This is a genomic window from Leisingera sp. XS_AS12, from assembly GCF_041224635.1.
Taxonomy (GTDB): Bacteria; Pseudomonadota; Alphaproteobacteria; order Rhodobacterales; family Rhodobacteraceae; genus Leisingera.
On sequence record NZ_JBGFGM010000094.1, the window covers coordinates 36,072 to 48,047 of the forward strand.

The window sequence follows — 11,976 nt, forward strand, 5'->3', positions numbered from 1 at the left end:
CAGCATGAACAGCGTCAATCGTCAGAGCGGCGTTACCGTCGAATGTCGCTCAGCACGTTGAAATACTGTCACGATCCGGTGCCTGTGCTGCATTCTCAACGTGGACCAAACATCTCTGCGTCGATGCTGGGCAAGTGCTGTCGGCGCGGTTAGTGTTCCGGTGATCACTGACCTTGTGGGAAGCACCGCGTTGAAAATTGGCTATATTCTAAATACCTACCCACAGCCTTCGCACAGTTTCATCCGCCGGGAATTGCATGCGTTGGAGGCGCAGGGCGTCACGGTTTTGCGCCTTGCGATGCGGCCGACGACAATGCCGCTGGCTGATCCGGGTGACCAGGCCGAGGGCGCGCGGACGGAATATGTGCTGAAGGCGGGCATCTTGCCGTTGTTGGCAGCGTCGGTACGCGCGTTCGCAGCTTCGCCGCGGCGCTTCCTGCGGGCAATGGCCCTGGCGGCCAAACTGGCGCGGGCCTCGGACCGGGGGCTGCTGCGGCACCTTATCTACCTGGTTGAGGCCGCCCATGTGAAGGAGCGTTGCGCTGAGGAGGGTGTGCAGCACATGCATGCGCATTTCGGCACCAATGCTGCGGCGGTTGCAATGCTGGCCGAGGCGCTGGGCGGGGTGAGTTACAGTTTCACCGTGCACGGCCCCGAGGAGTTCGACGCCCCGCGGACCTTGTCGCTGGGGGAAAAGATCAACCGTGCTGCCTTTACCGTGGCGGTCAGCAGTTTTGGCAAAAGCCAGTTGAGCCGCTGGGCCGACTTTGGCAAGTGGGACAGCCTGAAAGTTGTCCATTGCGGGATCGAGCCGGACCGCTGGCGCGAGGTGGTACAGCCTCCGGATGGGCCCTTGCACCTGGTGGCGATCGGGCGGTTCGTGGAACAAAAAGGGCAGATGGTGCTGATCCACGCCCTGTCGGAACTGGTGCGACGAATGCCAGAGGTTCATCTGACGCTCATCGGCGACGGCGAGATGCGCGGGGCCCTAGAAACTGCGATCACCCGGTTCGGACTGGAGCGCCATGTCACCCTGACGGGCTGGTTGCCAGAAAGTGGTGTGCGCCGCGAACTCGACCGGGCACATGCGCTTGTCATGCCATCCTTTGCTGAAGGTTTGCCGATGGTGGTGATGGAGGCGATGGCGGCGGCACGTCCGGTGATCGCAACCTACATCGCCGGGACGCCGGAACTGGTCCGGCCCGGCGAGACCGGCTGGCTGGTCCCGGCCGGTGACGTCACCGCATTGGTCGCAGCGATTGAGGCGTTGGAGCGGACCGCGCCGGACAGACGCTGGGCGATGGGCCAGGCGGGGCGCGCGCGGGTACTGGAGCGGCATGACAGCTCGACCGAGGCGGCGCGGCTTGCCCGCTGTTTTCAGGAGGCGATCAAGACCCGGGACTAGCGGCCTCGGGTCCAGCGTTTGCTTGATGCGAACAGTGGTGTTTTGACCGCCGCCGCGACCAGCGCATAGACGACAAATCCTGCCGGGTCCGTCGCCATGAGCCGCAGGAGATCGGCCTTTGCGGGTCGGGGTTTGTCCTCGTTCTTGGCGAGGTTTGGATGGCGTTGGCCAATTTCCGCTACACCTGCGTTCTGCCGCCGTCGCACCCGGATCAAGTTGCGCAAGCCTTCGACCATCGGCCAATTGTAGGTTGCTGGAACGCGAATACGTTCGGTCGGCGCGAAATTGAGGCGGGCGAAGATGTCGTCGGCAATGATGTCCGGCCAGTCTTCCCAACGCTGCCGCCCGGCGCGGCTCATGGCAAATATGCCGAACCCCGGAACCCCATTGGTGAAGAACGGTAGCTGCGTCCAGATCCTTGCATAGGCGCGGGTAATCGCGCTTTGGGCTCGCGGCACTTGCGGGCTGCCACTCGCATACCGCGGGACGCACCGGTTTGCCGCAGCGCTCGGGCCAGCCGTCAGTGCCGCTGTCAATTGCGGGATCAGCTGTGGCGAGACGGTGACATCCGCGTCCAGATAGACCAACACATCGCCGCGTGCCGCCGCATCGCCGACATTCAGGGCACCCAGCTTGCTACCCTCGGCTTGTTCCAGCACCTTCAGTTTCCACCCTTCTGGTGGCTGCACGGCCCTTGCCTGCGCGGCAGTCTCATCCGAGCAACCGTTGGCGAGAACCAGAACTTCGCCCTCGGCATTGCCGGGAAGGGGATCCGAGGCAAACACGGCATCAAGGCAGGAGCCGATATAGCCTGCCTCGTTATGGGCGGGTATCAGCACCGAAACCAGCACGCTCACTTTGCCGCCTCGATAACGTCCCAGCGCGGGTTGCTGTCGCTGAGCGTGCGCAGCGCCCCCCAACTGCCCCATTTGCCCGGGGCGCTCACGTCGACAAAGACGTTGAAAAGGCTGCCGCCTGCCTCGGACCAGCCGTTGAGCAGATCCCGGTACAATGTGCCCATTTCTTCGGTGTAGTTGAAGTGGATGAAGAAATCCGTGATTTCAGGGTCATCCACCACCGGACCGATACCGACTACATGTGTGCCGCCTTCATACATGATCAGGTCCAGGTCATGCTTCCTCGCCACGCGCGCGTGATAGGGCAACACCCGCTCTATCAGGTCTGAGAGCGTGTCGCTGGCATCGCCCGAGATCAGCCCGTCGCGCAATTCTGCCGCCGCCTGGGCGCTGGCGGCGTCATAGCGGTGTCCCTCTACAAATTCTTTAGCGGCCTCCCCGGTCAGGCCACGGTTGGCGGCGACCGCGCGGGCCTGTGCGCGGCTGTCGGCGATCCAGGCGCGCAGCTGCCCCGCGCGGTCGCGGGTTCCGAGGATCCCGCCGAAATAGCCGGTCACGGCGTATGCGTCGAAATAGGCGGCAGGGGCTTGGCGCGCGGGGTCTTCCGCTTGCCACAGTGGCGCTGTCAGCACCTGTTCCTCCAGTCCCAGCCAGCCGGTCTGGGTTGCGACCACCCGCACGAGCCGCTCAGAGTTGTCGCCGAATACATCGCTCCAGATCTGCGCCACCTCGGCGGCGCGACCGCCATAGAATTGCATCCACAGGTTTCCCCCCCCCCAGCGGGCCTTGGCCTGCGTGTCCGCCCATGTGGCTTGTTCAAACTGCCAGTTCCAGACTTCGTTCGAGTATTCGACATAGGCACGCAGATCCTCGTCCAACCCCTCATTCACCAGCCTCGCAAACTGGCGGACATAGCTGTCGTCGGCCATGTGCGGCATTGAAAACCACGGATCGGCACCGAGCGTGTTGGCCAGTTCCAGCATCACCTCAACCGGAACACCCTTCTGCGCCCAAGTGTAATCCTGTCGCCGCGGGCGATCTTCCCAGCCGGTCTGTTCCGAGTTGTTGGTGGCCATCCAGTTCATCATCCGCAGGGCGTCAAACCCGTCCAACCGGTCCAGCCACAACGGATTGAACAGCTTGCCGCTGTCATGAGCTCCAAGATGCTCTTCCCGTACGACGGTGATATTGCGCACGTAGTCGCCGTCCCGGTCAGTGCGCTGGATCAGGATCGAGACGGGCCCGGGACCGGGGGTAAAGTCAAAGCGCACCTCGCCTTTGCCGTATCGTACATTGCTGGCGCGGCCCGAAACCTCGACAATGCCTTCGCCGTCAAAGCGCAGCACATAGCGTCCGGCAAGCGCGTGCGCGTCCTCGGGCAGGTCGGTCAGGATGACTGTTCCGATTGATCCCAGTTCCGGCGGGATCGCGGTGGGCCAGCCATTGTCGTCGAGATAACCGGCCGCTTGCAGATCCGCATGGGTAACACCGCCCCATTGGCCGGGCAGGTGGCCGATCCAGGGGCGTGCGGTCTTGAAATGGTCCAGAAACGGCGCCTGGGTGCTCCAGTCGGCGACGCCTGCAAGGGTAACGGCGATCGGCTGCCGCAAGACCCCGTCTGCGGCCGGTGTCTTCGCGGCAGCAGGCAAGGGGGTAATGTTGTCATTGAGCGCAGGCAGTGTCGGCTCCTGCGGCAGCGCAGCCGGTTCGTTTGGTAGAGCGGCGGTGCGTATCTGCTGCCCTTGGGCCGCCGCCCAGGCGATGGCTTGCAATCGGGCGGCCAGCGCCGGAGAGGGGGCCGGGTAGGGATTGCCCCAGCGGTCCTTCAATTGGTGCGGTAGCCCACTGGGGTCTTGTCCGGTCAGCACCGCGTACTGCAGCAAAGCGAGGAAGTAGAAACCGGTGGCATTGGGGTGGATGTCGTCGGCAAAAACGTCGGCGATGCTATCAAGGCCCGGCACCGTGCCTGCCCGGATCGCATCATCCAACCGCGCCATTGCCTGGCCTGCGGGCAACAGCCGTACCGTACCGTCGGTGCGGGCGTTAACCGCATCCACAACCGCCTGCCACCGCGGCAGGTCCTGTTCCAGCCGCTCACGCCAGGGTGTGTCGGCACCTTCATCAAAGGGTACCGGGGTCTCAGTGCCACTGTTGAGACTGTGCCACGTTTCTTGCAGGTAGAAATCCACTTCCGGGTTGGAATGCCTCGCCAGTTCGTAGAAGCGGGTCACCGCGCCCTCGGTGTCGCTCCACTTCAGGTGGTTGGCCAAAGGGATTGCTTCGGTCACGATGACGGCATCGGCCGCGCGTTCCAGCCGCGAGCGGGCGTCTACTCCCTCTCCGTCACCGCTGTGCTGCCAGTTGTAGCTTAACGGCGCGCCATTGATGATCTGCGCTTCCACAGTGGCAGGCTGGCCGCCAGCCGCCAGAAGCTGTTCCAGCATTGGCGGGTTGTCCGGCCCGAACAACGAATGGCCGATCATCACCACGGACGAGATCAGCGCTTCCAGTTTCATGCGTCGCGTGCCTCAGCGCCGAGACCGGTACGTGGCAGCGCGGTGACCACCTGCCAGACGATCTGCTGCACGCGGAGCGCCGCATCGGCGGGCAACGCCTGAGCGGGCGTGCCATCAGCGCGCGTCAGTTGGTGGGGCAGGCCTTCGGGGCTGCGTTGGTACAGCACCGCGAAATGGGTCAATGCCACGACATACGTCCCCAGATCATTGATGTGGATGGTATCCAGGGCCCCGTCCGGGGTCCGTGCAAAGAGTGCTTCACGTGAGTCGAGCCCGGGGATATTTCCGTTTTCAGCGGCGCGGGCAACGGCGGCCAAAACCTGTCCGCCGGGGATCAGATACACTGGCTGATCCGGGTGCCGCCGACTGGCCCGGCCCGTCAGTTCACGGATCCAGAGCCGCTCCAGGTCGCCATCGATCCGCTCCAACCAGCCGTCGGGGTCATCCAACTTGTGCCAGGTCTCATACAGGAACAGTTGCGGCGCAGGAGACGCGTTGCTGGCCAGATCGACCCATTTTTCGAAATACTTGGCCGCATCGAAATACTTGAGCGCATCGCGCAGTTCGACCATCTCGGTCAGCACGACCGCATCATAATCGCCCGAGGCGACCGCTTCACGGGCATCCCGGAAGGCCGGGGCCTGATTGGCGGTTTCGAAGTCGAGGATCGGCTCGTCAGGCTCCCAATGACCGCGAAGTGATGTGCCGGAACCCTGCTGGCTGTTATAGCCGTGCCCATCGGGTGCCAGCTGTGCCAGCATATATGGCATATCCGCGCCGACCAGCGAATGGCCAAGGTGAAAGACAGTCAGCGGCGCCTCCGGTTTCGGGAGTGGTGGCGGTACCGGAACCGGGCGACTTCGGGTGGCAAAACCGGCCAGCCCCAGGGCCGCGACAGCTGCCGACAGGGCGATGAACCCGCGGCGCGCCATCATGAGCGCCCCCGGACTTCCGCCACTGTCATGATGAGCCCCGCGCCGATGACAAAGCGTCCGGGGACGGCCTCGCCCCGCGCAAACGGTGGTCGTGCGGCGGTGAAAACGGCTTGAAAAGAGCCGGCGGACAGGTCGATATCCAATTCCATTCCATCAAATCCGTAGTAGGCCCGGCTTAGTGAATACTGGGCCTTGTAGGCGGCTTCCTTGGCCGAGAAAATCAGCTTGGCCAATTGACCGGCATGGTCCTGCTGCCGCAGCCAGTCGCGTTCGCGCGGGATGCAGATCGCGGGCAGCAGATCGTTTTTCAGTGGCGTATCTTCTTCCAGATCTATGCCCAGCCCCTGCACGGCGTCATTGCGCGCCAATACCGCCATGGCACAGCTCTGCGTGTGACTGATCGAACCTGTCACTCCTTCCGGCCAGACGGGCGCGCGGTCGGGGCCGACTGGAACCGGCTGCAAGGGAAGGCCCAGCTTGCAGATCGCCTGATGGGCAGCGGCACGCCCGGCGGCAAACTCGTCACGCCGTTTGCGCACCGCGTTCGGCGATAGGCAGGCGACCTCTTCGGGCAAGGGGGCGGGCGGGTTGGCCAGCGGATCCGCCCCGGCCAGGGCCACGTCCTCGGCCAGCAGCGGCCTTAGCAGGGCCAGCCGTTCTGCCAGTCTGGTATTGGCTGCCGTCATCCGGTCCTTGTCCTACGATTGGCGCGCATGGCCCGGCGCTTGGACATCGTGTCGCTGCGGTCCGGGGCGGCGCTGGTACCTGTCGCTTGTTCTTCGGCTTTTTCTGTGCCCCCTGCAATCCCTTCGGCGTGGTTCGCCAAACTGGACAGCGTGGGAAACCGGAAGATGTCGGTGATCGATAGCGTGGTCAGCCCGAGGGTATCGCGCAGCTCCCGGTGTGCCTGCACAGCCAGCAACGAATGGCCACCCAACTCGAAGAAGTTGTCTGCCGCACCGATGTTGGCAATGCCGAGCAAGCGGCACCAGACCGCCGCGATCTTGGCTTGCAAGTCACCTCTGAGGGGCTCGGCCGCCACCGCTTGCAGTCGATGGGGCTGCGGGTCGGGCAGTGCCTTTCGGTCTATTTTCTTGTTTGGCGTCAGCGGGAAAGCCTCAAGCGTGACGATGCGGGCAGGCACCATGGCCTCCGCCAGCCGTGCGGCGAGTGCCTGTTTCACGGCGGCTTCATCAACCGGCTGCGCTGCGGTGACATAGCCGACCAGTTGTTCGGCCCCGCTGCCGCCGCGTGGTACGACGACTGCACCGGTGACGCCCGGTTGGGCCGCGAGGGCGGCCTCGATTTCGCCCAATTCGATCCGCTGGCCCCGAATCTTGACCTGATGATCGGAACGCCCGAGGAACGCGAGCTGACCGTCCGGGGTCCAGCGCACCAGATCACCGGTTCGGTACAGCCGGCCTTCGGCGAAGTCTGCGGTGACAAAGCGCTCGGCGGTCAGCTTGTCACGCTGCCAGTAGCCCGCTGTCACGCCCGCGCCGCCGATATACAATTCTCCAACAGCGCCGAGGGGCACCGGCTGCTGGGTATCGTCCAGCACGTAAACCTGTGTATTGGCGATCGGGGTGCCGATGCTGGCGGTCCCCCGCGGCACGGAATCAATGCGACTGACGGTGGACCAGATCGTCGTCTCGGTCGGCCCGTACATATTGTGCAGCACGGCGCCGGTCGACGCGCGCAGCGCCTGCACCAGATCGCCGGGCAGCGCCTCGCCGCCGACCAGCAGGTGCAGCAATTGACCCAGGCAGGCGCTCGCGTTCGCGTCCTCCGCAATCATCCGGGCCATTGACGGTGTGCATTGCATGTGTCTCACCCCGTGCCGCACGATCTGCGCCGCCAGGGAGAAGTCATCTGCTGCCAGTGCCTGCGGCGCGTTGCTGAGGCGGAGAATTTCGGCCAGCGGCTTCAGGCCCTCCAGCACCACGTCGGGGGCGATGCCGTAGTCGATCAGGCAGGCGATTTCATTGACTCCGATGCGCTTCAGCGCCTCAACCCGTTGGCAGGCGTCCTGCACGGTGCCGAACAACCCGGAGTCCTCGAAGTAGCGCTCAAACGCAAAGTCGAGGATTGCGTCCATCTCGGCCTCGGAGAGGGAGCCGAGGTCCATCTCGAACGGATTGTTCACGCCCTCGGGCCGCTTGAAGGCCGGGAAGGCCCAGGCGTATTGCTTGATCAGCCCGGCGGCGGAGCGCAGGTAGTCCTTCATCGGCTCCCGCGCCACCTGTCGGGCCTGCGCGCGGGTTTCGGCCAGATAGCTGTGCAGCATCAGCGTGACCTTGAAATCCGCCGGATCATGGCCCGCCTCGCGCAGCGCGTCGTGGTAGATACGGATTTTGCCCGCGACTTCTTCGATGCTCTGCCCCAAAAGGTGGGTGAGCACATTGGCGCCGATCGACCCGGCCTCGCGCCAGGTGTCGGGGTTGCCGGCGGTGGTAACCCAGACCGGGAGTTCGGCAGAGACCGGCCGCGGCTGGGTGATGACGGCATGTTCGCTGCCGTCCTTGCGCGGAAAGGCGACCTCCTCGCCGCGCCACAGCTTGCGTACGGTTTCGATGGCATTGAACAGCGCAGGCTTGTTGGCGGGCGGGGTGTTCTCCGGGCGCAGGATGAAATCATCCGGCTGCCAGCCAGAGGCAAAGCCGATCCCTGCGCGCCCTGCCGTCAGGTTGTCGATCACCGCCCATTCCTCGGCAATGCGGGCCGGGTGGTGCAGCGGAGCGACGCAGGAGCCGCCGCGCACGCCGATGTTCTGCGTGACCGCGGCCACGGCCGCGCCGGTAACGGCCGGGTTGGGGTAGGGGCCGCCAAAGGCGTGAAAGTGCCGCTCTGGCGTCCAGACCGCGTTAAAGCCATGCTGGTCGGCGAATTTGGCGCCCTCCAGCAGCAGGTTGTATTTCTGCGGCCCCGGCCCGTCGTCATTGCCCCAGTAGAACAGGTTGAAATCCATTCGGCGGTCCGACCGTGCCACCGGGCCGCGCGACAGCTCCAACCGGCTTTCGTCGCTGGACAGCACCAGCTTCAACCCGCGCGACAGAGTCCAGAACAGCTCCAGCACCGAGATGTCGAAGCTGAGGCTGGTCACTGCCAGCCAGGCATCGCCGGGCTTGTGCGGAATGCGCTGATCCATCCCGGCAAAGAAATTCGCCACATTGGCGTGACTGACCATCACTCCCTTGGGCGTGCCGGTGGAGCCGGAGGTATAGATCAGATAGGCCAGATCACTACCCGCCGCGCCGCCGTCAATGTTTTCCGTCACCGGATCGGTAACGCTCTCGACCTCCAGCACCTTCGCGTCTGATGCGGGCAGGCTGGCGCTCAGCGCAGCCTGGGTGATGATCACCTGCGCCTGGCTGTCCAGAATGTAATGGGCGATGCGGTCGGCCGGATAGGCCGGGTCCAGCGGCACGTAGGCACCACCCGCCTTGAGCACCCCTAGCGCGGCAAAGACGAGCTCGGCGCTGCGGCGAATGTAGATGCCGACATGGGCGCCGGGCTGCACGCCCATAGCTTGCAGCCGCGCGGCAATGGCGTTGGCGCGGGCATTGACCTCGGCGTAGGTGTAGGTTCGGTCCTCAAAAACCAGTGCGGTGGCATCCGGCGTTTTGGCGGCCTGCGCTTCAAACGCCGCGTGGACAGTTTGCGCGGCGTCATAGTCGCAGGCCGTGTTGTTCCAGTCCTCCAGCAGCATCCGGCGTTCGGCATCGGGCAGCGCCGACAGGGCGGCAACCGGACCTTCGACCCCCTCGGCGAAGGTCTGCAGGAGCAGGTCCAGCCGCGCTGCCAGCAGGTCCGCGACGCGGGCGTCCACTCGGCTGTCGTCACAGTGCAGCACCAATTCGCCGCCCGCCAGCGCAACCGTTACCGCGCAGCCGACCAGCGGGACGTTTCCTTCCAATGACAGGCCGATGGCAGGCATCGGCTGCGCCGTGATTTCCGGCGCGCGGGCGATCAGATCGCTGGCAAAGCCACCGTATTTCCGTGCCGTGTCAATCTCTTGCCTGGTGCGGTCCAGCAGTGTCTGCACGGTGTCCTCGCGCCGGGCCTGCAACGGCACCCAGTCAGAGACAAACCCGGTCGCGCCCTGCGCCACGGAGGTGGCCAGCGCCACATCGCCGCGCTCCTCGGCCGTTCCCAGCAGGGCCCATGCCAGCACCGCAGCTGCGGCGGTGGAAGCGTCAAGCCCGGCGGGCAGTGGCAGGCTGCGGCGGGTGGTTCCCGTGTTCCCTGTGTCCGAGGCCAGCGGCAGTTGAAGCGGTTGCATCGCCGCGAGCCGCTTGCGCCAGTGCGGCTCGCCCTGTTGGGCGGCGGCGAGGGCTTCGGAGATCCGGGCAGCCTCGTCGGAGGCGACGCCGGGCAAAGTCGTGCCGATGTCGCACAGCGTGCGGACGTCCACCGCCAGCCTGGCCGGTGTGGTCAGCCGCGATAGCTGCACCGCGCCCTCGGTGGTGGCAACTGTCAAACTGTCCTTCGAGACGGCCAGGACCGTGCCGGGCGCTGCCGTGCCTTCGGCTAGCTGCGCGGTGCCTGCCAGCAACAGCTGATCGCCGAGACGCAGTTTGGCGATGCACATGGGGTTCCAGTAACCGCCCATGTCCAGCGCCCGCACCAGTCGGGCCAGCTCAGCCGCGGGGCGGGTGAAATCCAGCAGCCCACCCGCCGCCGGACGGTCGGCGCGCGCGAAGTAACGCCGCTGGTTCAGATCCTGCGGCTGGCGGTTCAGGTCGCCGCTTTCCAGCTGCGCCAGAACCTCGGGGAAGCTGTCCATCGCCGCAGCATAGCATTTGGAGTTCAGGCTGAAGGCGGTTTCATCCTCTGCCACATCGAAATTCCGCTGGGCCAGGATGTCGCCCTCGTCGGCACCGCGGGTCATCAGGTGCCAGGTGATGCCGTGCTGCGGCTCGCCGGTGATCAGCGCCCAGTTCGGGGTGTTGAGGCCTGCGTAGGCAGGCAATGGTCCGTCATGGAAATTCACCGCCCCGCGCGTAGCGCCAGCCAGAACGGCGTCGGGGATCATCGTCAGATTTGCAATCGACAGCAGCCAGTCATAGCCGCCCGTGATGTCCTGCGGGTGCTTGAGCAGCGCCAGCCCCTTGTCGGCAGCCCAGCGGCGGATGTCGGCATCCTGCGAGACCACCGCATCAATCCGGTGGCCGCGCGCCAGCAAAGTGTCGGCACAGCCGATCAGCAGCGATTCATTGCCAATGACGACAGCGGAAAAAGGGGTCATTTCGGCTCCTTCACAAGCGGAGGGGTCGGGCGCGTTTCAGCAGGGTCGGCGGAAGGGCGCAGGCTGGCGCGCAGCTCATGGCGCAGCAGGTCGCGCAGGAAGTACGGCGGGCCGGGGCGTTTTCGACCGCTCAGCACGCAGCGCAGTGCGTACAGGCTGCGCCCGGCCGCCTGTGCCAGTGTTGCCAGCAGCGCATAGGCGCGGCCGTGGGTCTTGGTAAAATAATGCCGCCGCGAGTCGAACCAGTAGCCGGGCGTGCGTTGCCAGGCCTTCATCCCGGTGGAGGCCGAGCCGACATGTTCGATCCGGCTGTCCGGCAGGTAGTGTGTACGCCAGCCCGCGCGGGCGGCGCGGTGGCAGAGGTCGGTTTCCTCGAAATAGAGAAAGAACCGTTCGTCAAAGCCCCCGATGTCCTCGATCACCTCGCGGCGGATCATCAGGCTGGCTCCGGCGGTCCAGTCCACCTGGGTTTCCTGTTGCGGTATCTCCATGGCGACCACCCAGGGGCGCAGCAGCCGGGTAAAGATGCCAGTGCAGATGCTGGCCTCGAACTCGCCAGCGATGGAGGGAAAGCGAAAGGCAGTGCGATGCGGGGTGCCATCGGTACCCTGCACGTAAGAACCGACCAGCCCGGCACCGGGAGAGCGTTGAAGAAAGTCGCGCAACCGTCGGATGGTGTCACCCTGCACGAAGGCATCCGAGTTCAGGAGATAGTAGAACTCCGGCGCCGAGCCATCTGACAGGCCGGTTTTGAAACCTAGGTTCATGCCCGCGCCAAAGCCACCGTTCACGGGCGAGGCCAGGAGACGCAGTTTGCCATCCTCCAGCCAGCCCCTTTCATGCGCAGCGCTCCTGATCTGCTCGAAAGAGCCATCATCCGAGCCGTTGTCGATGATCAAAAGTTCGCCCGGCAACGCGCGCATCTCGGCCAGCGCGGCCTCGGCGGCGCGCAGGGTCATCTCCGGTGTTCGGAAATTCAACAGGATCGTCAGTATGCGTGCGCTGTCTGCCATGC

7 protein-coding genes are annotated in these 11,976 nt (G+C 64.9%); 1 reads left to right on the forward strand and 6 read right to left on the reverse strand.

From position 1 onward, the window contains the following. Nucleotides 1-190: 190 nt before the first annotated feature. Entirely contained in the window at nt 191-1,405 is a 1,215-nt protein-coding gene (locus AB9K35_RS10475) for a glycosyltransferase (RefSeq protein WP_369925906.1), read from the forward strand. Here AB9K35_RS10475 and AB9K35_RS10480 read toward each other — a convergent pair. The 6 genes from AB9K35_RS10480 to AB9K35_RS10505 are packed head-to-tail and all read right to left on the reverse strand — an operon-like array spanning nt 1,402 to nt 11,974. Then, nucleotides 1,402-2,262, reverse strand: a complete 861-nt coding sequence (locus AB9K35_RS10480; RefSeq protein ID WP_369925908.1) for a glycosyltransferase family 2 protein — start codon at nt 2,260-2,262, stop codon at nt 1,402-1,404. The genes AB9K35_RS10475 and AB9K35_RS10480 overlap by 4 nt on opposite strands. Further along, on the reverse strand, nt 2,259-4,778 hold the full coding sequence (locus AB9K35_RS10485) for a hypothetical protein (protein WP_369925909.1): 2,520 nt from the start codon (nt 4,776-4,778) through the stop codon (nt 2,259-2,261). Before AB9K35_RS10485 ends, AB9K35_RS10480 begins: the two co-directional genes overlap by 4 nt. Further along, nucleotides 4,775-5,713, reverse strand: a complete 939-nt coding sequence (locus AB9K35_RS10490; RefSeq protein ID WP_369925911.1) for a hypothetical protein — start codon at nt 5,711-5,713, stop codon at nt 4,775-4,777. The genes AB9K35_RS10485 and AB9K35_RS10490 overlap by 4 nt, the downstream gene beginning before the upstream one ends. Then, nucleotides 5,710-6,399, reverse strand: coding sequence for a 4'-phosphopantetheinyl transferase (locus AB9K35_RS10495; protein WP_369925913.1), 690 nt, complete (start codon nt 6,397-6,399; stop codon nt 5,710-5,712). Before AB9K35_RS10495 ends, AB9K35_RS10490 begins: the two co-directional genes overlap by 4 nt. Next, nucleotides 6,396-10,961 (reverse strand): MupA/Atu3671 family FMN-dependent luciferase-like monooxygenase, encoded by a 4,566-nt coding sequence (locus AB9K35_RS10500; RefSeq protein WP_369925915.1) that lies wholly within the window; start codon nt 10,959-10,961, stop codon nt 6,396-6,398. Before AB9K35_RS10500 ends, AB9K35_RS10495 begins: the two co-directional genes overlap by 4 nt. Then, a complete protein-coding gene (locus AB9K35_RS10505) occupies nt 10,958-11,974 on the reverse strand; it encodes a glycosyltransferase family 2 protein (protein WP_369925917.1) in 1,017 nt (338 codons plus the stop codon). Before AB9K35_RS10505 ends, AB9K35_RS10500 begins: the two co-directional genes overlap by 4 nt. Nucleotides 11,975-11,976: the final 2 nt, after the last annotated feature.